The organism is Streptomyces sp. NPDC006265 (assembly GCF_040613555.1).
Lineage (GTDB): Bacteria > Actinomycetota > Actinomycetes > Streptomycetales > Streptomycetaceae > Streptomyces.
Map to the genome: position 1 here is coordinate 1 of NZ_JBEXSH010000048.1, position 20,012 is coordinate 20,012.

The following is a 20,012-nucleotide window of genomic DNA, read 5'->3' on the forward strand; positions in this document are numbered from 1 at the left end:
GTCGACCGGCGAGGCCTTGCCCGCCGCGGTGGACAGCTGGATGACGATCATGGCGCCCGCCTGGTTGGCGAGGACGAACAGGACCGTCCACTTGGGCAGAAGCTGTCCTCCGACCTGCACGGCGGCCTGGCCGGCCTGGGGCTCGTCCTCGGGCAGCTGGCCCGTACGACCGGCGAGGCTGAGCTGGGCGAGCGGGCCCACGAGGCGGCGCGGATCCTCGTCCAGCGGCTCACCGAGCCGGTCCCGGCCACGTCCCGGCCGCGCGCCGGACTGCTGCGCGGCGCGAGCGGCCCCGCGCTGCTCATGCTGCGGCAGTACGAGTGGACCGGCGAGAAGGCCTGGCTGGAGGCGGCGGCCGTGGCCCTGCGCCGGGACCTGGCGTCCTGCGTGACCCGCGAGAACGGGTCGCTGGAGGTCGACGAGGGCTGGCGGACGCTGCCCTACCTCGGCGACGGCAGCGCGGGCCTCGGCATGGTCCTCGACGACCTCGTGGCCCACTCCCCCGCGCTGGACGGGGAGTTCGGGACGGCCCGCTCCGGGGTGATCACCGCCGCGACCTCACGGTTCTACGCGCAGCCCGGCCTCTTCCAGGGCCGCGCCGGGATGATCCTGCACCTCAGCCGCACGACCGCGCCGGGCGCGACCGAGGACCGGCTGGCGGCGCAGATCGCCGGGCTCGGCTGGTTCGCGATGGCCTACCAGGGCCAACTGGCCTTCCCCGGGCACCAGATGATGCGGCTCTCCATGGACCTCGCCACCGGAACGGCAGGGTGCCTGCTGGCGCTCGGCGCGGCCCTCGACCCGGCGACCGACGCCCACCTGCCGTTCCTCCCGCCGCCGAACAGGCGGCCCCACTGACGCGGCTGCGCGAGCCCGCGGAGTCGTGACACCACCCCGTCCCCACGGATGACCACGGACGGACACCCAATGGAAGGACACACCATGGCACTTCTCGACCTGCAGACCATCGAGACCGAAGAGCGCACGGACGGCGGCGGCAACAGCACGGTGAGCCTGCTCTCCTGCATCAGCGCCGCGAGCGTACTGCTCTGTCTCTGACCTGCGGTCTGCTCGCTCCGGGCGGCTCCCTCCCTTCGGGGAGGGGCCGCCCGGGGTCCTTCCCGCCCCAGGAAAGGCCCGTATGACCCCGCGCGGCGACGACGACCCGGCGGCCGGACACGCGCGCACCCTGCTGCGCGCCGCCACCCGGTACAGCGGGGCGCGCTGCCTGGCGCTGTGCCTGGTGAGCATCGCCGCGACAGGTGCGGGGCTGCTGCTGCCGGCCGCACTGGGCCGGGCCCTCGATCTTCTGCTGGCGCGCGCCCCTGCCACCCGGTGGGTGCTCTGCTGCGCCGGCCTCGTCCTGCTGCTCGGGCTGCTCGACGCGGTCCAGACCGTCCTCACCGGCACCGTCGACGCCCGTACCACCGCATGGCTGCGGTGCGGGGCGCTCAGCCGTGAGCGCGGCGACCGAAGTCGTGCTGCTCGTTGGTCCGGCGGAGCGCGTCCTCCAGACGCTTCTGGTCGGCGTCCGTCATCCCGCCGCCTTCCTCGCCGCGGCGCGGTTGCGGGCGGCACGCCGCTTAATCGCGCGCCGCTCGTCCTCGGACAGCCCGCCCCACACGCCCGAGTCCTGTCCGGACTCCAGCGCCCACTGGTGGCACTGCTCGATGACCGGGCAGCGGCGGCAGACGGCCTTGGCTTCCTCGATCTGCAGGAGTGCCGGGCCGGTGTTGCCGATGGGGAAGAACAGCTCGGGGTCCTCTTCGCGGCAGACCGCGTTGTGGCGCCAGTCCATGCTGATCACTTCCCCTGCCGGACGCGGCGCAGGGCCTCATCCATGATCGGGTCCGAGTCGCCGTCGTTCCGTGCGATGCTGGTGGGCATCAGGTCTCCAATCGGGTCCTGGACAGCCCCGGAGGGTCTCAAGTCACCGGGGCTGTCGTGCTGTTCAGACTGTTCGTGTCGTACGAGCAGCCACGGCCCTGGCCGCCCCACTTCAAGGGCAGCCGGGGCCGTGGTCGTTCGTCCGGAGCGGGTCAGCTCGCGCGGCGCTCGGGGTGCAGCGTCTTGAGCGGCACCCGCGGCGCGCCCAGCGGCGCGTCACCGGCGGGCAGCTCCGCGCGGCGGGTGTCGGCGTCACGGACCGCGGATCCGGTCGCCTCCCACTGTTCCTTGCGCAGCAGCCACAGGGGCCGGTCGTTGCCGCGCTCGTCATCCGCTGGCGCTTGCCTCTGCGCGGCGATCTGGCTGACGGCCGGGGCGACCGCGATCTTGGGCTTGCGCCGCACGGTGGTCCGGCGGCGGTGGCCGGTCTCCGCGTGACCGTCCTCCAGGCCCTCCTGCCACGTCCGGACCGTGACGTCGACGGCGACCAGGCGGTTGCTGCCCAGGCGGCAGCGGACGGCCGCGTCCTTCCACGTGCGGCCGGTGTCGTGCGGCACGACCTTCGGCTTCTTGGTCCCGAGGCCGGTGATCGGCACCCACGTCTTGCAGTCGGGGCAGATCAGCGACACACAGGCGGGGCGCAGGTCGTACTGGTGGGACTTGAGGGTGGAGAGGGCCAGCGCCGGACGGGCGTTGACGGTGCGGGAGCGGGTCCGGCTCCGACGGGGGCGGGCGGTGCGCTCAAGGGTGGAAGCTGACATCTGGACTCCTCGTGGGGCGGAGTGGCAGGGAGCGCGTCGCGATGCTCTCTCTGCCCTCCGGGCCGCACGGCACGAGGCCGGCGTCCCGTAGGACAGACAGCGCACAGCGCTGCGACGTGTACACAGTCGTCGCGGCCGTCAGGCTCCGGGGGAGTTCGATGGTGCTCTCGCGCCCTCAGCAAGCTGAGGGCTACCCCGGCCGCCCCGAAGGGCGGACAACTACTGCGGTCTTGCGGTGGTGCTCACTCGGTGCTCCCGGAGGATCACCAGGTCTTACATACATCAGGGTGCATCAGGTACCCTCACGTGTCAAGCGGTATAGTGAGGCATCCAGAGAGAGTCGAAGGAGGCGAAGGCACATGTCAGGGCCACCCCGAGCCGACAATCGGCCGCCGTACGCGCGCATCGCGGGCCACTACCGCGACTTGATCAGCTCCGGGGAGCTCTCGCCGGGCGACCTCCTGCCCAGCATCAAGACGCTGGCGGCAGAGTGGGGGGTCAGCACAGCCACCGCGGACCGAGCCATGCGACTGCTGCGCGAGGAGAAGCTCGTACAGGGCATCCCGGGCGTCGGCACCGAGGTGATGGAACGCCCCATCTCGCTGTCCTCCGGGGCGGAGCGACACGACCGCAGCAGCAAGACGCAGTCGTCGTGGGGCGTCGGAGAGAAGTCGTCCGGCCACACCGCCGGCATAGTCGAGGCTCCCGAAGACGTCGCTCATGTGTTGGGCATTTCGCCTGGTGGCGACGTGATTCGCCGTAGCCGTGTCTACCGGGACGGTCATGGCATCGTCTCCCACTCCACGTCATGGATCCCAGCGGAGTTCGCCCAGGCCGTACCCGAGTTGGCGCGGAGCGAGCGACTCAAAGGCGGGTTGTCGCTCGACTTGATCGCTCGGGCCACCGGGCGGCATGTCGCGAAACGCGTGGATGACGAGTCGGCTCGCATCGCGACGGAACGCGACCTCGAGCTCCTGGAGCTGGAGGCCGACACCGTCGCGGCAATCCTTGTACTGACCGCACGCTTCCTGGACGTCGACGGCGAACTGCTGGAGTACGGCGTGGACCTGGGTGCCCCGGGCCGCACCCGTCGCACAACGACAGAGGTGCAGCAGTGACCACGTACGACGCCGCCGTACTGGACGACACGCTCGTCTCCTGCCTCGAAGTCCGCCTCAGTCAGCTCCTTCGAGCCGAGCACACCGACACCCTCACGCTGGAAGGACGATTCGAGATCACTCGCATCGCCGCCGCTTTGGCCGGCCGACCTGGCCCCGCGCCTCGCGCGATTCTCATGTCCGGTCTCCAGGGCTCTGGCAAAACGACCCTGGCCCGCGCCCTGGAGGAGGCCGGGTTCCGGCGCCTCTGCCCTGACGAGGAGATGTTCCGGCGCTACGGCCACTACGGCAGGGACTTTCCCCGCGGGCAGTTCAGGATCAGAGAGGCCCCCGTCCTCAAGGACATCGCCCTTGAGCTCCAGCAGCTCTTGGCCGCTGGACATGACGTCGTGGTCGATCACGGCTTCTGGACTCCGGAGGAGCGCGGCCAGTGGGCAGCCACCGCGATGGAGGCGGGCGGCAAGCCCGTGCTGATCCACCTGCCTGCAACGCATGAGGTGCGCTGGGATCGGGTCCGGAAGCGGAACGAGCAGTCCCTGGTCGATGCGAACAGCATCGAGTTCAGCGAGGAGGATCTGCTTCGGCATGCGGGCCGCTTCTCCCCGCCGACCGACGATGAACCGCACATCGTGTACGACGGGCGACCAGCCAGCGTGCTGGCCGCCCTGCAAGGCAAGCTCAACTAGCGCAACCACCACTGACCCACACCTCCCGCATCAAGACCGATTACTCACCGTTCGGTTCTAGTTGCAGGGGAGTCGCAAGTTCCAGATCTGACATGTGGCCGGGTGAACTGGCCACATCAGCCACAGGATTGGGGCGGGATGGCACAGAAACCGAGGGAACTCACGCCCTGGGTGTCTCCCTTACATAACTGGGGCTACCAGCTGCGCGAGCTGCGGAACTCGCGGGGCCTGAGCCTTCGCGAGCTCTCGAAGCGCGCCCGCATCGACCACAGCCACCTGGGGCGATTCGAACGAGCGGAGCGCCCGGCCGACCGCACCCAGGCGCTCCTGCTGGACGATGCCTTGGACGCTGGTGGGATGCTGTTCCGCCTCTGGGAGCGGATCGGTGACGAGCGTGGCCATGTGGCCAATCCGCCGGTCCATGTGGCCAAGTCGTCGGTTGATCTAGCTCTGGGCTTGCCGAACCAGGCAGCGTCGGACGGTGAGGGGATCTCTGTCCCGTGTCGTCTGCATGATGGGTCGGTGGTTTGGGTGGCTCTGGATCGGCGTGCGCTGCTGCGCACGGGGGTGGGGATCGGGGCTGCGGCCGCCGTCGGCGCTGGTTCGCCGGCCTTCGCGGACTCGGGTTCCGTGCCGGGCCTGGTCCGTAAGGCACGGGCCGCGTCCGCGTACGGTTCGACGCCGGTGGAACACCTGCGCCGCACCCGCCGTCTCCTGATCGACAACGACAACCTGCTCGGGCCTCGCCATGCTCTCCAGGCGGTGCGCGACCACATCCAGGTCATCCAGGAGCTCCGGCGGGAGGCCAAGGGTTCCGACCGGCGCGACCTGATGGAACTCCAGACGCAGTATGGGGAGTTCCTCAGCTGGCTCTACCAGGACCTGGGCAATCCGAAGGCTGCCTCGTACTGGCTGGACCGGGCGATGCAGTGGTCGCAGACAGTCGGCGACACCGACCTGAGCACCTACGTGATGGCCCGCAAAGCCCAGCTGGCTGGCGACACGGCCGACCTGGTCGATGTGGTCGACCTCGCCGAAGCTGCCCAGCGCATGGCGCGGCCTCGCAGCCGGCTCGCCGCAGTCGCTCGGACGTACGAGGCGTACGGGCACGCGCTGCGCGGCGACGCTGCCGAGAGCGAGCGGGCCATCGACGACGTCCGCAACGCCCTCGAGGGGACTGCCTCCGACCCGACCCCGTGGGGGGTGTGGCTGAACGCGTCGTACGTGGAGATCCATCGCGCCCAGGGCCTGGAGGCGCTCGGCAAGCACGACCAGGCCGCGGACGGGTTCGCCACCGCCATCCAGGTGATGCCCGATGGCTACCACCGTGACCGCGGCGTCTACATGGCGCGGCAGGCGGTGGCCCTGGCCGGCGCCCGGGTTCCGGAGCAGGCCGCGACGATCGGCATGCACGCGCTGATGGTCGCGGAGGACACCGGCTCGGCCCGGATCACCACCGAACTCGCCCGGCTTGACGAGGCGTTGATCCCCTGGCAGAGCGTGCAGGAGGTCGGCGAGTTCCGCGCCGCCTTCGACTCCATCCTCGTCCACGAGACAGAAACGGACCTGACCTGATGACCGCCCGCCCGTACGTCCTGCTGTCCGCCGCCATGTCGGTCGACGGCTACCTTGACGACACCAGCCCCGAGCGGCTGCGCCTGTCCAACGCCGCGGACTTCGACCGCGTCGACCAGGTCCGAGCCGAAAGCGACGCCATCCTGATCGGCGCGAACACCATGCGCCGGGACAACCCTCGCCTGTTGGTGAACAGTGACGAACGGCGTGCCAAGCGCGTCGCCGACGGCAAGCCGGAGTACCCGCTGAAGGTCACGGTCACGGCGACCGGCGATCTGTCCGCCGATCTCAACTTCTGGCACCACGGCGGCGACAAGCTCGTGGTGACCGTGGACAGCGCGGTGGAGAAGGTGCGCAACACGTTGGGCGACCTGGCGGACGTCGTCGGCGTCGGCCCGGAGCTCGACTGGGGCCTGGTCCTCGATGAGCTCGGGCGCCGCGGCGTCAAGCAGTTGATGGTGGAGGGCGGCGGCACGATCCATACCCAGCTCATGGCGCAGAACCTCGCCGACGAAGTGCACCTCGCTATCGCTCCGCTCCTGGTCGGACAGCCTGAGGCGGCCCGATTCCTCGGCGCCGCCGACTATCCGGGCGGGTCGACCGCCCGTATGCGGGTCCTGGAAGTCCGCGCGATCGACGACGTGGTGTTCGTGCGCTACGCCCCCAAAGAGCGCGGCTGATGTGCGGTGACATTCGGCGGTGACATCCAAATGTCACCGCCGAATGTCACCAGACACCTAGTCAAGTCCTATGCCACGCTAGCCGCGTCCGTGCTGCTGCCCGACCTGCAAGGAGGTGTGAAGTGCCTACGCAACAGCTAACTTTCCCGCGTGGCGGGCAATTTGCTGCGCACTTCCCATCAGCCGGGCTCGGCATTCCGGGCACCTCGGACGCTGTGCGAATTCCTCCGACAGTTCTGTCGGGTCATGCGGTTAGGCTGTGTGCAGAAGTGATCCAAAACGGCGAGAACCCCAGGGACCGTGCCTGGTCCACTGGGGCTTCTCGAACGGGGCTAAGCCTCGTTGGGCGACACACCTGGTTGGGAGGTGCTCGCAGGGTGAAGGGTACCCGCCCGCGCGGAACTACACGCGCAGCTATGCCGTTCTTCCAGCGCGATCACGCCATCCGGGCCGTATGCGCGCAGCTTGACGCCAGCCTCCGGATTCAGGGGGTTGGGATGACCTAGTGGCCATCGGCCGCGCGCGCCAAGAAGTGGACTCGCCATCCTCTTCGGCCCCGCGCGGCCCGTCTACCGCCTGGATTCGCAACCCAGAGCGGTTCGCTCAGATCTCGGTTCGCTCCCGGGTCTGAGCCGCGGCTTATCAAGCCGCTCTTACCAATCCGGCCCCTTATCAGGGCCATGCAGTACCGGTCCCTAGCCAGGACCACAAGGGCCCCTTCTGGGTCCAGCTCCACCCGCGGGCCCCCGCCAAGGGGCTTCGCGGTCGCAGTACCGAAGTACCGCTGCAACACCGAAGTGCCGCATTACCCGTTCCGAGGCCCGGCCAAGGGCTTTCGGAACACCAGCACCAAGTCGTCAACGGAAGGAGATCCGCCTCTGGCCTTCGTACTGTCGCCCGCTCCTCACGGAGGGGGCTCACCTGTCCCGCCACACGAGCCATCGAGCCGGCCCCTGCCAGGGGGCCCGTCTGCGTTGATCCATATGGAAGGTCGGTATCGCCATAGTGCACGAGCTTCAGTCGTCTTGTCAGGTCGACCACGACCAGGCGTCAACCCTGCCGGGGGTGATTTCTGCTGGTTGTGGTGTCCCTCCTGGCGGGATTGTGACGTACATCACACCCCTGGACTGTCACACGGATGACGCCGGTTCGGCGGACCGCCTGACCTCGGGGATGTTCCTGTGAGCGCGGGAGCGGCGTCGGCCGCCACGCTGGATCACCCCCTGTGGGGGTCCAGCGACAACTCCGTCGACGGGGCTCCGGCCGGGCGCTCGCGGCGTTGGCTGCGGTCGGTGCCAACACAGGCCGGTCCGGAGCCGGAGCGCGGTCCGGCGCCCCCGCTGGCCCTGGGGCGCGATGCCCAGGGCCGGTTTCGCGGCGCGGTGCGCGCGCTGCTGGAGGCCCCCGGCCTCGAGGGCGCGTCGGACGCGGTCCGGCTTGGGGTGATCGTGCTGGCGTCGCGGACCCCGTCTGAGACGGGCGTGGTGGAGATCCGTACGCCCGAACTGGGTCGGTGGCTGGGGCTGTCGGCGTCGTACGTCGCTTCGGATGTGGTCCCGGCGCTGCGCCGGTCCGGGCTGGTTTCCATCGACACGGCGGAGGGCGAGTTCGGCCAGGACATCGGGCTGGAGTGCCGGGTGCTGCCGGTGTGGGACGCGTACGGCGTGGTCGGCCATCCGCTGGCGTTGGAGAAGAAGGAGTTCGCGACGCTGCTGCGGCTGTTGGAGGCCGTGATGGCGCCGGGCTGGGCGCACAAGGACGGGCGGGTGACCCCGGCCGGGCTGCTCGGCTCGCGTGTGGGTCGCGCGGCGGCGACGGATCGGCTGGCGCTGCTCCTGCTGGTTCTGGAGGCGCGGGAGAACGGGCGGGTGCGGCAGTGCGGCGGCACGGTGGACACCAAGCGCGGCCGCGCGGCGGCGACGGTGGCCCGGCTGCTGGGCTGCAAGGCGTCGACGGGCGAGCGGATCCTGGAGCGGCTGGAGGACCGGGACCTGGTGCAGCGGGTGCGGGTGGAGACGGTGTCCGGTCTCGAGCACCGTACGCGGCTGATCGTGCCAGCGGTCGCTGCCGCGCACGGCAAGCGCGCTGCTGCCGGTGCCCGGGAGAACCGTGCGACCGCACCGAACCCCGATTTTTCAGAGCCCGACGTTGCGGCAGGGGGTAGTGAGGCCTTTGAGCCGGACGTAGAGCCGCAGGTCAGCGGTGTGCCGGTGGCGGATGAGGCAGGTGTGACAGAGCCCGACGTTACGGCAGCCCTTCACACTGATCACTCTCCTGTGGGTACTGACGTCTCTTCTCTCGCGCTCTCTGGTTGCTTTTCCGGCGAAGGCCGTGGTGGGTCCGGTGATCTGCCGGACCGCGCGTGCGAGCGCGAGGACCAGGCCGCGGACGGCGAGGACGACGCTGCCGCGAGCGGTTCGCCGGTGGCGGAGGTCGGCCCGCTGCGCGGGGAAAAGCCGAAGGAGTCCCCGGTCGATGAGCGTGAGGGGCAGCAGCCGGCCGCCGTCGCTGCCGGTACCCGGCCGAAGGCCGTGGGGGGTGGAAAGACGCAGCAGCAGGGGAGGGTGGGCCTCCCGAAGGATCTTGATGTGCAGGTCGCTCTGGCACCGGTCGCGGGGCTGTGGGAGCAGCTGAACGGCTGGCAGCAGCAGCGTGTTGAGGAGGCTGCGGCGGCGGAGCTCGGGCGGCTGGCGGACCTGCTGATGCTGCCGCAGACGGCCCCGCGGCTGCTGGCGGGTCGGCTGACCGACCGGCTGGAGGAGACCGGCGGCGAGGCTCTGGTGAACAGCCCGTTCGGGTGGATCACCCGCAAGGGCCTGGTGCGGCGGCCGGCGTGCTCGGACGTGCGGTGTGACGACGGGATCCGGCTGGACACCGGCGGCGAGTGCGACAACTGCGGCAACGTGATCCACATCCGGCGTGCCCGGCGGGCGAAGATCGCGGCGGAAATCGACCGGGAGCTGCCCGGCCTCGGTACCGGCGAGCGGCGCCAGGTCCTCGAGGACCGGCTGCGTGAGCACGCCACGGCGGAGGCGGAAGACCTCGTGGTGCGCCGTGAGCAGGCCCGCGCGGCGCAGGCCCGCCGGGACGCCGCCCGTACGGCTGCCCAGGAGCAGGCGGAGCGCGAGCGGCAGGCGGAGGCGGCGGCCGAAGCGGTGCGGCAGGCGATGCCGTGCGAGGACTGCGGGCAGGACCGGTCGGCCGGGCTGTGCGAGGCGTGCGGCTACCGGCGCCGGACCGAGGCGGCCATCGTGGAGGCCGGGATGGTCGCGGCCACCTGGTCCGCCGCACTGGACGACGCCGCCGACGTTGCCGCCGTCACCGCCCACGTCCGTACGACGCTGGAAGCCGACATCGAGGCCACCCACCAGCAGTTCCTGGAGCTCATGGAGCCGGGCGACCTGGAGGCGAACCCCATCGCGGCGGCCTCCGTGCTCGCCTTCAACGCCCTCCAGGCGGTGGAGCAGGCCCTGCCGGAGTACCGCAGCAGCGCCCTCGGGCGGCTTGGCCGGACCGAGGAAGCCGAGACGGAAGCCCGCCGGGCGTACAAGACCGAGCAGAACCGCAGGTGGTTCCGCAAGAACCCGAACGGTGCAGACGCCGTCGCTGCCGCGACGAAGGCCGCCGACGCCGCCCGGGAGCGCGTGGCCGAGTACCTGCTCGCGACGCGGCTGGAACAGCTGCGCACACGGATGGCGAACCACACCGAGTCGGCCGCCCCCGCGCCGTGGTCGGCCCGGCTGACCGAGCTGGCCGCGCGCCCGCTGGACCGCGAGACGTCCGGGGCGGTGATCGCGTGAATGGCAAGCTGAGCGGGGTCGACCTCGCACGCCAGGCCCTGACCGCGGCCCGCGAGGCGGCGAAGAAGAACGGCGGCGTGCGCAAGGAGAAGCCGAAGCGGCGCACCGGCACGGTTGTACGCCGTGACGGCCGCGAACCGCTCGGGCTCGGTGCGGCAATCGGCATGATGATGACCGAGCGCGGCATGGTCACCCCGGCCGCCGGCGGCAGCGTCCTCGCCCAGTTCGACGACATCCTCGCCGCGGCCGCGCCCGAACTCACCGGTCACGCCCGCGCGGTGGCGTTCGACGCGGACACCGGCCGCCTGGACGTCGTCCCCGACGCCCCCGCGTACGGCACGAAGCTGCGCTGGAGCGCGCCGAAGCTGATCGCGGCGGCCAACGAGACGATGCCCGGCGCGAACGTCCGCGCCCTGCACGTCCTGGCGCCCGCCGCCATGAAGGCCAGCCCCGACACGGCGGCCGCTGCCCCGGACCAGCAGCCGGCCGCGCCCGCCGGGCCGGTGAACACCAGGGAGACCGCCTCCGACGGCTACCGCCGTGCCCTCGCTGCGCACCGCCAGGCCGCCCCGCCGCGCATGGCGGACCCGGACATCGCCGCGGCGGTGGAGCGGCAGAACCGTGCGATGCGCGAGCTCAGCCGCCGGGCGTTCCCTGAGCCGGAGGCCGTGCCGGACGATGCGCCGGCCTCGATCGAGGTGACCCGCGCCCAGCGCCGCCGCCAGGCCGCGGTCACCGAGGCCGCCGTCCTACGCCGGGCCAGGGCAGAACGTGCTGCTCGGGAAGCCGGGACGGCGGCCGCCGACCCGCAGCCGACTGCGCTGCGGACCACGGCGTGAGCCGGGTGTCGGTGACGAGCGACAGCGTCAGGCCGGAACGCGATGCCAGCCGCGGCCGGGATGATCCGTTCCCGCCCCACTGCTGGTGAAAGTGGGTACCTTCCCGCGATATGAGCGCACACAGAGCTTCCCCGGATGAGCCGTGGCCGGGCTGGTCGACCAGCCGGGCGGCTCAGGCCGCGTACGGCAAGCACCTGGTCCGCATCGGCGAACTCATCCCGGTGCTGCTGTACTCCAGTGCCATGGAACGCCGACAGTTGGCCGCCTCGCACACCGCCGGTGACCGGGACCACGTCGACTTCCAGGTCAGCAGCCTGGCTCGGGAGTGCCGGGACGACCTGCTCGAGATCGCCGCCGTCCTGGACGCGCTCGCCCTGTGCCACGGACACGGCAGCTACCTGCCGCGCCCCTATCAGGAGGACTCCCGGAATCCGGTGCCGAAGGCTGTCGAGCTGCGTACGGATGCCTCCGACGTCGCCGGCGAACTGGCCAGTCACGACCACCGGCACGGGACCAGCGTCACCGGTGACATTCCGCCAGCCCTGGAGAACGGCTGCACCGATGCCGAACGGGACGCCGTTCGCGCCTACGCCCGCCGGGAATGGATCACTGCCCAGGAGAGATGGGCTGACATCTGACCGCCCCGCAGGAGCGGTCAGATGCGAGCGGGCCCGGGCCTGTGCCGCGCTGCCCACGGCCTTGGAGCGCGGGGTCAGGCATCGGACCCGGACTCGGTCTTGCCGGTGTCCGCAGCGCCACCGCCGACATGGAAGAGGTCGCCCGGCGCGGACCAGAGGGCGTTCCCGAGGAAGTACATGGCGACCATGCCAGCGCCGATGAACCCTGCCCAGCCGATGATGAGCACGACGATGTTGCTGTCGCCTCGGTCGGCGCTGTAGGCCACGCCCTGCCCGGTGGTGAACAGCCACGGGAACCAGGCCGTCTGACGAAAGCCCGGATCCGCGTACCGGCCGTTTCCTCGGCGCCACGCCAGCAGCGGGACCGATGCGAAGCCGACGCTGGCCAGGCAGTACATGAAGGCGAAGAAGTCGTTCTCGATGAAGTCGTGGCCGTTGGTGATCCCGAGGTAGGCGACCCCGGGCAGGAAGAGCACGACCGCCAGGCCGAAGCCGAGTACGTCCCCGCGTCGTCGAATCGGCTCTGTCGTCACGCTCCACCCCGTCCTGCCGCCGTCCTGTCCTCCGGCACCGTACCGGGACCGGCGCGTCGGATCCGCCGATCGGCGGGAATGACGGGAGAGGGGGCCGGCTACTCCCGCCGTGCGAGGTCCTCGGGCGTGGAGCGGTGGCGTGTCACGTACGGATGACTGCTGTAGTCGACGGTCACCGTGTGCCGCAGGACGTCGTCGTCGGCGTCGTAGAAGATGTGCTCGATCTCCAGACAGACCCGGTCGGTGGAGATGCCGAAGTCCTGCGCCTCCTGGTCGTTCACCTTCCGGGCCCGGCTGCCGGTAACCACCCGCACCGTGCCGACCGGTGCGCCCGGCGGCGGCTCGACAGCGCCCAGATGTGCCCGCCCCGACTCGCCCTGTGTCTCGCCGTGTTCCGCCATGGTCGTCACCGTACCGAGCGTCCTGGACAGCGGAGGCCCCTTCGCGGGGGATCAGCGAGCGGCCGGGTCCTCATCCTATGTGCCTCACACGGTGTTTCCGCAGGTGAAGGCAGTGCGGCGGATGCCTGTCAGCTGTGAGGCAGGGCCTGCGGATGTCGCCTGACACCGTCCACACCCCGCCCAAAAATCCAATCCGAACGGGTTAAAAAATGGGCTAAACGCTAGGGTAAATACTGGTAGGATGGAGGCACGAAAGGAGATCACCCCATGGCATCCGAGGAAGAGCTGTTCGCGAACATCGACGCACTGCTGGAGGAGGAGCCGCAGCTCCCGCCCCCGGCGGAGCGTGCCCGGCTGCGTGAGGCCGCTGGGATCACCCAGGCCCGTCTCGCGGTCGCGCTGAAGACGTCGACGCAGACGGTGAAGAACTACGAGAATGGCAGGAGCGAGCCGAAGCCGCCGCGCCTCGAGGCGTACCAGCGTCTGTTGAAGGGCTGGGCAGCGAAGTACCCCGCACACGGCGCCCCGGCGGCCCCGGTCGCCGCACCGCAGCCGGTGGCACCGGAGACGTTCACGGGCCCGGCCGCGCCCAAGGCCAGTGACCCGCGGACACTGTCCACAGGTCCGGCGGCGGAGGCTGCGGACATGACCACAGACCAGAGCACCCCGCAGCACCCCGCCCGCCCGTCGACGTCGTCGCGCCGCCCGGCCGCGAAGAAGGCCGCCAAGCCCGCCGTCGACCCGCGGTTCCCGCACGGCCCGCTCGCCGTGCTGGACGGTGACGGCAGCGCGTACGGCGTCGGCGGCATCGTGCTCGACTGCCCGGCCACCACGATCCCCGAGCTGGTGGAGTGGACGCTGCGCGAGTCCGGCCTCGGTGCCGCCAAGCTCAACCGGTACGGCAAGGACTCCGATCCGCTGATCGTGCTCACCGCCGCGGCCGCCGTGAAGCTGGGGCTGCCGGAGCGCCTGGAGGGCCACGAGCAGCGCCGCTCCTTGCGCCTGCCCGAGGACCACCCGGTCGTGAAGCAGGTGGCGAAGGCGAAGTGGCAGCTCACGCAGCGCGGGTTCGGCCCTTGGGCGCGGATCTACCGCAAGGCGCAGGGCCGTGAGCGGCAGTGCGTGCAGCTGGCGATCCTGTCGTGGGACGCCCTCGATGAGCGGTCCTGGCCCGGCGTCTCCGAGATGGAGCCGGCCGACATCGCCCGCGTACTCGGGGTGTACGCGACCAGGGTCATCACCCCGCGCGGGTCGACGGCCGTGTCCGGCCTGGAGCTGATGACGGCGCTGCGCCCGCCGACGAAGGCCGTGCAGGACCCGGAGACCGGGAACTGGGTGTCCGGCCACAACCCGGGCTCGCTGGGAACGGAGCCGATGGACCCGGCGCCGCCGGAGGCCACCCCGGAGCACCCCGTCGTCGTGAACAGCGGCTGGACCGGCGGGTTCCTCAATGAGGAGGCGTACCAGTGGGTGCGGTCGGTGGACACGCTCACCGATGAGGAGTGCACGCTGCCCTTCGCGGTCGGCCTGGACCTCAACACCGCGTTCCTCGCAGCCGCGGCCCGCCTGGTCGTCGGCCTCAGCGCGCCCGACCACTTCCACGCCCCGAGGTTCAACCCGAAGATCCCTGGTTCCTGGCTGGTCGACCTCTCCCACATCGAGCTGGACCCGCGCCTGCCCTCGCCGTTCACGCCGGACGGCACCCGTCCGACGGGCCCGGCCTGGTACCAGACGCACACCGTCGCCTACGCCCAGGAGCTCGGGCACGACGTCCACCCGATCGAGGCGTACCTGCGCCGCGAGACCGGCGCCTACCTGGACCCGTGGCACGACCGCCTCAAGACGGCATACGTCGACACCCTCGCCGACCTGGGCGTGACCCGGGACCTGGACGACCGGGCCTTCCTCGCCGCGATGGAGCAGCACAAGCAGAACGACCCAGCCCTGGCCGCTGTCCTGTCGGCCATCAAGGCCACGGTGAAGGGCGGCGTCGGCAAGCTCCGCGAGCGCCCCCAGGGCAAGTCCTACAAGGACGGCGAGACGTGGCCGGCCCTGCAGCGGCCGACCTGGCGCCCCGACATCCGCGCCGCCGTCATCAGCAAGGCCCGCGTCAACATGCACCGCAAGCTCAACAACATGGTGAAGATGACGGGCCTGTACCCGCTCGCCGTGCTGTCCGACTGCGTCGTCTACCCCTCGCCGGGGGAGAGCCCGCTGGACTTCCTGCCGTACGCCGCCTCCGGCAAGCCGCAGCCCGGCGGGTTCCGTCTCGGGCCCACGCCGGGCCTGGCGAAGCTGGAGGGCGTCCAGTCGATGCTGTGGGCGGTCGACCTGATGGAGAAGGGCCTCAACCCGGCCCGCCACATCAAGGGCGGCGACGCCGTCCTGGACGAAGGGGAGTAACCGGTGGGCGAGATCGACGACGCGATCGAGCGGGCCGACCGGGAATCGTTCACCCGGGAGCCGCCGAAGACGTTGAAGGGTCAGATCGGCTACCTGCTCAAGCAGTTGGGCAGCGCGAAGGCCGTCGCGCAGGAGCTCGGTGTCACCGCCGACTCCGTCAACCGCTACCGGCGCGGTGCCCGCAAGCACGCCCGCGCCGACGTCGCCGCGAAGATCGACGACGCCGTACGGCAGCGGTGGCAGCCGCAGGTGCGCAAGCGCCGGCAGCGCCAGGCCGCGACCACCGGCGGGGTCACGGTGGAGACGAGGGCCCGGTTCGGCTACACGGCGCCGGTCGGCACGACCGACGACGGACGGTTTCGGCGACTCACCGTGCACCTCCCCCCGGAGTACGCCCGGCGTCTGTTCGAGGCCCGCGACGCGGGTGCAAGCGACCAGCAGATGCGTGGGATCATCGCTGAAGGGTTTAAGGATGTGTATTTCCAGGACGGCGGTGGTCGCGCTATGGGACTGTCGGACGTGGAAATCAACGACATCGACTATTTGGACCTGGACTACTGATTAGGAGCGAAAGCATGACCGCTGAATTCCCGGCTATCGACCGCGACAAGAGCCCGCTCATCGCCGCCGACCACGACCCCGAGTACATCGCCGACGCGCTGCGCAACAGCCCGCACTTCATCGGCGCGGACGGCGAGGCCGGCGGTGACACCGTCACCTTCACCACCCCGGCCGGTGTCACCTACCGGCTGACCCTCAAGGACGCCGAACCCACCGACGACGACCTCCTGCCCGCCCCGGCGCTCGAGGAGGCCGTCGCCGCGGCGATCCTCAACCACCCCAACTTCGTGGTCGCCACACCGGATGAACCGCGCGAGGACACCATCACCGTCCAGACCCGAGGCGGCCAGCGCTACCTCCTGGTCCTGGACTACGACCACGTCGTCGACCCCGGCGCCGGTGAGGCGTCGACCCCGGCCGCCGACGTCGCGCACGCCGCCGACCGCCTCCTCAACAGCAGGGCGAGCGACTCCGAGCGCGCGACGGCCGAACTCCTCAACTACGTGGCGGCCACCTGGGACAAGCAGGATCTCCCGCTGCGCGAGCACGCCCAGGCCGTCGCCCGCTCCCTGACCCGCTAACCGCGCGCCAGCCCGGCCACGGCCCGGCTGACCACCCCCTGAACGGCTCGGGTCCCCGGCATTTCAGCTGCCGGGGACCCGAGCCCTCAGTGTTCCACCACCGCAGCCGCACACCGACCCCCTTGGAGGAACCCGTGCCCTGCACCACCAACCACGCCCGCCGGGAGCCGCAATGGCCGTGACCCAACACGCCGCGCCCCGGCCGCACTTCACCTCCTGGCGGGACGTCCCGACCGGGACCTACGCGACCGCCACCCAGCTCAAGACCATGGACCTGCCCCGCCGGCCGGGCCCGCCCGCCGCCACCGTCGACGGCCAGGACGGCATCGGCCGCAGCACCACGATCACCCTGTACCGCATCGACCAGTCGACGCCGACCGCGTCCACGGCCGCCCAGCTGGCCGCCGCCCGCAGCCGTGTCGAGAACTCGGTACGGGCGAGGGTGTGCGCAGACTGCGGTGCCCGACCCGACCGCGCGCCGATCGCGACGGAGTCGTACGGCGCGCTGTGCCCGGCCTGCTGGCACATCCGAGGCCTGCGCCACCGCCAGGAGGAAGCCCGCCAGGAGCGCGCGGCCGCCGTCCGTACCGCCCGCGACCTGCTGCGCATCCCGCAGAACCGGCCGCTGGGGGTGCTGCACGTCGACTACACCGAACGCGGGCACACCCCGGCGGGCACCCGGCGCAGCCCGTCGGCGGCCAAGGTCACCGTCATCGGCGCGAACGGCCTGATCGTCGCCGAACCGCTGCTGCGCCTGGTCCCCCCGCGCGCCAAGGGCATCCCCGAGGGTGCCGGCGATCCGGTCTCGGGCTCGGAGGTCCTGGCCGCGATCCTGTCCCAGCTCACCGTGCTGATCTGGCGCTACCGCGACCTGGACGACCTGTCGGCCGGGCTGCGCTCGCAGGGCGCCACCTGGTTCCTGCCGTCCGACGGACACGTCCACGAGATGGCCCGGCTGGCCACCGCGTGGCGCGGCGAGGTCACCCCGGACGGCGAACGGCCCGTGGCCGTCGCACCCGGCCGGGCTGACCGGATGCTCTACCTCCTCAACCAGATCGCCGACACCGAGCAGGCGCCGGCCATGGCGATCGGAGCCGCCACGTGACCACAAGCAACCTCGAGGAGCTCGCCGAGCGAGTCCGGTTCGACCTGGAGAGCGCCGGCCTGCTCCAGCCCCCACCCCCGGCCCTGCCCTCTGCCGATGACGAGGCCCAGGGCGGGCCAGTGGTCTACATCGAGGACGGCCAGGTCCACGTGGACTGGCTGTGCCACGCTCGCCTCAACGACGCCTCGCTCGACATGGTCGAAGCCGGCCGCGACGAGGACGACGTCGTACGTCGCTATGAAGCGGTGCGCGTCGCCATGCACACCGCGTTGGGAGCCATCCTCCACGGCTTCGGCTACCGGCTCGACGCCCCGCACTTCGGGTACGGCTACACCATCCGGCCCGCTCACCACGACTTCCCGACCGCAGGACAGGAACTCTCATGACCACCAGCGCTGATTCCACGGCCATCGACCAGGCCAAGCGCCCGTTGCTCGATGGCTACGACGTCGTCGCCATCGCCGAAGCGCTGCGCCGCAGCCCGCACATCCGCAGCGTCGACGACGTCTCGCCCGGCGACAAAGCCGTCTGGTTCCGGGACGCGGGCGGCACGGGCTACACCCTGTCCCTGACCGACGTGGAGCCGATCCCCGAGGACGGCCCGCAGGGCGAGGCCTACCCCTGGGACGCCGCCGCCGCCGCGATCGGCAACCACCCGGACTTCGTCAGCGCGGAACTTGTCAGCAAGCCCATCGGCCTGAACCTCGACACCATCACCGCGGTCACCCGCACCGACTTCGAGTACACCCTGAAACTGACCGCCACCTTCCGTCCTCGCGCCGACAGCCCTGAGGAGGAACCGCCCGCCCCGGTCGACCGCATCCTCGAGGCCGTCGGCCAGCTCCGCTCCCGCAACGACGACAACCCGGACGCCGTGGTGTTCGACGCGTCGGCCGGCCTCCTTGAGCACATCGCCGGGACCTGGGACCAGCAGGACGACCAGACGCGTCAGCGCGCTGTGGCCCTCGCCCTGGCCCTGGGCCTGTAGGGGGAGACGAGATGCTCGCAACGGTTCCCGCGACTGCCGGTTTCGGCGTCGCGGAGCTCCAGCTCGACATCGACGACGCGGAGCACGAACGACGTCACGCCACCGGCCTGGGCGTCGCCACCGGTTACGGCTTCGGCGGCCTGGACGTGCTGATGGCGCTGCCCCACGGCCTTCCCGTCCCGCTCGCCGCCCTCACCGACCACCAACGCGCCTACATCCGCCATGCCCCGGCCGGGATCTGCACCGTCACCGACGGCCAGGTCGTCCGGCACGTCACGCGCCCGTGCCAGGTGCGGCTGGCCACGGTACGGGCCACGAGCGCCTCCCAACTGGCCTGGGACGCGGCACAGAAGTTCACGGAGTTCTGCGCCCGCCGGGTGATCATCACCAGGGCCCCCAGCATCAACTACCCCGAGAAGCTGCTGGAGTTCGGCTACTACGGCATCGGCGTCAGCCTCCAGCACCCCGACGGGCAGGTGGAGACGCTGGTGGAACCGCGGCCATGGCGCACCCGGCGGCACTCACCCGAGGCCTGGTGGTTCGCGGAAACCGCCTACGGCCAGTTCCTCGCCCAGCAGTCGTCCCCGTACGCCCCCGCGCTGTCGCCGGCGCCCTGATCCGGTAGGAGGGATCTGTCCCATGTCCGCATCCACGGCCACCCGGCGCGCGTACCGTGAGGTGACGACCCGCCGGGAGGACCAGATGAGCGCGCAGCCCGACCACGCACCCGTCACCCCGCACGCCCCCGCGCCCGGAGCTCCGGCCGAACTCCTCGCCCAGCTGCGCGCCGACAAGCGCGCCGACACCTGGGTACCGGCCTTCGAACGGGAGTGGGCCGCCGCCCTCGAGGAATCACGGCGCACGTTCTCCCTCGGCGGGCTGTACGAGGTCGTCCAGGACTGGCAGGGCCGCCTCGCCTCCGCCTCGGCCGTCGACGCGTTCCTCGATGGAGGCTGCGACGACAGCGACTTCATCGACATGGCGGAGCTCCGCGGACGGCGCCGGTGACCGAACAACAGCCGTACGCGGTCCGCTTCTCCGCCCCGGCCGCGAAGGTCCTCGACACCCTGCCCGAGCACGTCGAAGACATGGTGTGGGACGTCCTGGACGCCGCTGCGGCCGATCCGTGGGGCTTCCGGCAGTGGAACGCAGAGGACCCCGAGGGCGAGGACGTCCGGCACGCCTCCGTCGGCCAGCTCTCCCTCACCTACTGGGTGAACCGTCCGCTGCGCCGCCTGTCCGTCCTCACCATCACCTGGCTCGGATAGCCACCGGTGACAGCGCCCTGCCCCGGCATTGCAACTGCCGGGGTCAGGGCGTTTTCGATCGTCGCCACGGCCGTATCCACCGGTTGCCATCCGGGCGGCAACCGGTAGTCACCAGCTGCCGCGGGGCCGTTCGGCACCGAGCTGGACCTCCCGCCGGCACTCGGGACAGTCCGGCAGGCCCTTCACCC

The 20,012-nt window shown here is 71.0% G+C and carries 22 protein-coding genes; 18 read left to right on the forward strand and 4 right to left on the reverse strand.

The annotated features are described in order from the left end of the window. Both ABZ281_RS06785 and ABZ281_RS06790 read left to right on the forward strand, forming a co-directional pair. On the forward strand, nt 1–858 hold an 858-nt coding region (locus tag ABZ281_RS06785), incomplete at its 5' end, for a lanthionine synthetase LanC family protein (protein ID WP_356652823.1). Nucleotides 859–942: 84 nt separating this feature from the next. Then, nucleotides 943–1,059: a SapB/AmfS family lanthipeptide gene (locus ABZ281_RS06790; RefSeq protein WP_031113019.1), complete on the forward strand. Its 117-nt coding sequence runs from the start codon at nt 943–945 to the stop codon at nt 1,057–1,059. 475 nt (nt 1,060–1,534) lie between these two features. Here ABZ281_RS06790 and ABZ281_RS06795 read toward each other — a convergent pair whose 3' ends face one another. Both ABZ281_RS06795 and ABZ281_RS06800 read right to left on the reverse strand, forming a co-directional pair. Further along, entirely contained in the window at nt 1,535–1,798 is a 264-nt protein-coding gene (locus ABZ281_RS06795; protein ID WP_356652825.1) for a WhiB family transcriptional regulator, read from the reverse strand. A gap of 241 nt (nt 1,799–2,039) precedes the next feature. Then, a complete protein-coding gene (locus ABZ281_RS06800; protein ID WP_356652827.1) occupies nt 2,040–2,648 on the reverse strand; it encodes a hypothetical protein in 609 nt (202 codons plus the stop codon). Nucleotides 2,649–3,007: 359 nt separating this feature from the next. Between ABZ281_RS06800 and ABZ281_RS06805 the strand changes: the two genes are divergently transcribed. The 7 genes from ABZ281_RS06805 to ABZ281_RS06835 all read left to right on the forward strand — a co-directional run bounded on the left by ABZ281_RS06805 (nt 3,008) and on the right by ABZ281_RS06835 (nt 11,984). After that, entirely contained in the window at nt 3,008–3,766 is a 759-nt protein-coding gene (locus tag ABZ281_RS06805) for a GntR family transcriptional regulator (RefSeq protein ID WP_356652829.1), read from the forward strand. After that, on the forward strand, nt 3,763–4,452 hold the full coding sequence (locus ABZ281_RS06810; protein ID WP_356652831.1) for an ATP-binding protein: 690 nt from the start codon (nt 3,763–3,765) through the stop codon (nt 4,450–4,452). The genes ABZ281_RS06805 and ABZ281_RS06810 overlap by 4 nt, the downstream gene beginning before the upstream one ends. A 138-nt stretch (nt 4,453–4,590) precedes the next feature. Then, the gene (locus ABZ281_RS06815) at nt 4,591–6,027 is read left to right on the forward strand and encodes a helix-turn-helix transcriptional regulator (RefSeq protein WP_356652833.1); all 1,437 of its coding nucleotides are present in this window, start codon (nt 4,591–4,593) and stop codon (nt 6,025–6,027) included. Then, nucleotides 6,027–6,707 carry a dihydrofolate reductase family protein gene (locus ABZ281_RS06820; protein WP_356652835.1) on the forward strand — a complete coding sequence of 227 codons (681 nt, stop codon included), beginning with the start codon at nt 6,027–6,029 and terminating at the stop codon, nt 6,705–6,707. Before ABZ281_RS06815 ends, ABZ281_RS06820 begins: the two co-directional genes overlap by 1 nt. A gap of 1,181 nt (nt 6,708–7,888) precedes the next feature. Next, nucleotides 7,889–10,507 (forward strand): hypothetical protein, encoded by a 2,619-nt coding sequence (locus ABZ281_RS06825; RefSeq protein ID WP_356652837.1) that lies wholly within the window; start codon nt 7,889–7,891, stop codon nt 10,505–10,507. Beyond that, nucleotides 10,504–11,346 carry a DUF721 domain-containing protein gene (locus ABZ281_RS06830; RefSeq protein ID WP_356652839.1) on the forward strand — a complete coding sequence of 281 codons (843 nt, stop codon included), beginning with the start codon at nt 10,504–10,506 and terminating at the stop codon, nt 11,344–11,346. The genes ABZ281_RS06825 and ABZ281_RS06830 overlap by 4 nt, the downstream gene beginning before the upstream one ends. A 110-nt stretch (nt 11,347–11,456) precedes the next feature. Continuing rightward, nucleotides 11,457–11,984, forward strand: coding sequence for a hypothetical protein (locus ABZ281_RS06835; protein ID WP_356652841.1), 528 nt, complete (start codon nt 11,457–11,459; stop codon nt 11,982–11,984). Nucleotides 11,985–12,058: 74 nt separating this feature from the next. Here the strand turns inward: ABZ281_RS06835 and ABZ281_RS06840 are convergent, their stop codons facing one another. Together ABZ281_RS06840 and ABZ281_RS06845 are read right to left on the reverse strand one after the other, a co-directional pair. Then, the gene (locus tag ABZ281_RS06840) at nt 12,059–12,517 is read right to left on the reverse strand and encodes a hypothetical protein (protein ID WP_356652843.1); all 459 of its coding nucleotides are present in this window, start codon (nt 12,515–12,517) and stop codon (nt 12,059–12,061) included. 98 nt (nt 12,518–12,615) lie between these two features. Next, nucleotides 12,616–12,918 (reverse strand): hypothetical protein, encoded by a 303-nt coding sequence (locus ABZ281_RS06845; RefSeq protein ID WP_356652845.1) that lies wholly within the window; start codon nt 12,916–12,918, stop codon nt 12,616–12,618. Nucleotides 12,919–13,185: 267 nt separating this feature from the next. Between ABZ281_RS06845 and ABZ281_RS06850 the strand changes: the two genes are divergently transcribed. The 9 genes from ABZ281_RS06850 (at nt 13,186) to ABZ281_RS06890 (ending at nt 19,824) form a co-directional block, all read left to right on the forward strand. Further along, nucleotides 13,186–15,321 (forward strand): helix-turn-helix transcriptional regulator, encoded by a 2,136-nt coding sequence (locus ABZ281_RS06850; RefSeq protein ID WP_356652847.1) that lies wholly within the window; start codon nt 13,186–13,188, stop codon nt 15,319–15,321. A 3-nt stretch (nt 15,322–15,324) separates the two neighbouring features. Continuing rightward, entirely contained in the window at nt 15,325–15,882 is a 558-nt protein-coding gene (locus ABZ281_RS06855; protein WP_187827592.1) for an XRE family transcriptional regulator, read from the forward strand. A gap of 14 nt (nt 15,883–15,896) precedes the next feature. After that, nucleotides 15,897–16,463, forward strand: a complete 567-nt coding sequence (locus tag ABZ281_RS06860; protein WP_356652849.1) for a hypothetical protein — start codon at nt 15,897–15,899, stop codon at nt 16,461–16,463. Nucleotides 16,464–16,635: 172 nt separating this feature from the next. After that, nucleotides 16,636–17,568 (forward strand): hypothetical protein, encoded by a 933-nt coding sequence (locus ABZ281_RS06865; RefSeq protein ID WP_356652851.1) that lies wholly within the window; start codon nt 16,636–16,638, stop codon nt 17,566–17,568. Further along, nucleotides 17,565–17,954, forward strand: coding sequence for a hypothetical protein (locus ABZ281_RS06870; protein WP_356652852.1), 390 nt, complete (start codon nt 17,565–17,567; stop codon nt 17,952–17,954). The genes ABZ281_RS06865 and ABZ281_RS06870 overlap by 4 nt, the downstream gene beginning before the upstream one ends. Then, nucleotides 17,951–18,556, forward strand: coding sequence for a hypothetical protein (locus ABZ281_RS06875; RefSeq protein ID WP_356652854.1), 606 nt, complete (start codon nt 17,951–17,953; stop codon nt 18,554–18,556). Before ABZ281_RS06870 ends, ABZ281_RS06875 begins: the two co-directional genes overlap by 4 nt. 11 nt (nt 18,557–18,567) lie before the next feature. Continuing rightward, nucleotides 18,568–19,173 (forward strand): hypothetical protein, encoded by a 606-nt coding sequence (locus ABZ281_RS06880; RefSeq protein ID WP_356652856.1) that lies wholly within the window; start codon nt 18,568–18,570, stop codon nt 19,171–19,173. 85 nt (nt 19,174–19,258) lie between these two features. Continuing rightward, nucleotides 19,259–19,564, forward strand: coding sequence for a DUF6247 family protein (locus tag ABZ281_RS06885; RefSeq protein ID WP_356652860.1), 306 nt, complete (start codon nt 19,259–19,261; stop codon nt 19,562–19,564). Continuing rightward, a complete protein-coding gene (locus tag ABZ281_RS06890) occupies nt 19,561–19,824 on the forward strand; it encodes a hypothetical protein (protein ID WP_356652858.1) in 264 nt (87 codons plus the stop codon). Before ABZ281_RS06885 ends, ABZ281_RS06890 begins: the two co-directional genes overlap by 4 nt. Nucleotides 19,825–20,012 lie beyond the last annotated feature (188 nt).

Bases quoted from the DNA above. Each gene is read 5' to 3' on its own strand.
- ABZ281_RS06860 (WP_356652849.1), top strand. From the start codon at position 15,897: ATGACCGCTGAATTCCCGGCTATCGACCGCGACAAGAGCCCGCTCATC.
- ABZ281_RS06820 (WP_356652835.1), top strand. From the start codon at position 6,027: ATGACCGCCCGCCCGTACGTCCTGCTGTCCGCCGCCATGTCGGTCGAC.
- ABZ281_RS06800 (WP_356652827.1), bottom strand. From the start codon at position 2,648: ATGTCAGCTTCCACCCTTGAGCGCACCGCCCGCCCCCGTCGGAGCCGG.
- ABZ281_RS06875 (WP_356652854.1), top strand. From the start codon at position 17,951: ATGACCACCAGCGCTGATTCCACGGCCATCGACCAGGCCAAGCGCCCG.
- ABZ281_RS06790 (WP_031113019.1), top strand. From the start codon at position 943: ATGGCACTTCTCGACCTGCAGACCATCGAGACCGAAGAGCGCACGGAC.
- ABZ281_RS06880 (WP_356652856.1), top strand. From the start codon at position 18,568: ATGCTCGCAACGGTTCCCGCGACTGCCGGTTTCGGCGTCGCGGAGCTC.
- ABZ281_RS06805 (WP_356652829.1), top strand. From the start codon at position 3,008: ATGTCAGGGCCACCCCGAGCCGACAATCGGCCGCCGTACGCGCGCATC.
- ABZ281_RS06845 (WP_356652845.1), bottom strand. From the start codon at position 12,918: ATGGCGGAACACGGCGAGACACAGGGCGAGTCGGGGCGGGCACATCTG.
- ABZ281_RS06815 (WP_356652833.1), top strand. From the start codon at position 4,591: ATGGCACAGAAACCGAGGGAACTCACGCCCTGGGTGTCTCCCTTACAT.
- ABZ281_RS06885 (WP_356652860.1), top strand. From the start codon at position 19,259: ATGAGCGCGCAGCCCGACCACGCACCCGTCACCCCGCACGCCCCCGCG.
- ABZ281_RS06865 (WP_356652851.1), top strand. From the start codon at position 16,636: ATGGCCGTGACCCAACACGCCGCGCCCCGGCCGCACTTCACCTCCTGG.
- ABZ281_RS06850 (WP_356652847.1), top strand. From the start codon at position 13,186: ATGGCATCCGAGGAAGAGCTGTTCGCGAACATCGACGCACTGCTGGAG.
- ABZ281_RS06795 (WP_356652825.1), bottom strand. From the start codon at position 1,798: ATGGACTGGCGCCACAACGCGGTCTGCCGCGAAGAGGACCCCGAGCTG.
- ABZ281_RS06835 (WP_356652841.1), top strand. From the start codon at position 11,457: ATGAGCGCACACAGAGCTTCCCCGGATGAGCCGTGGCCGGGCTGGTCG.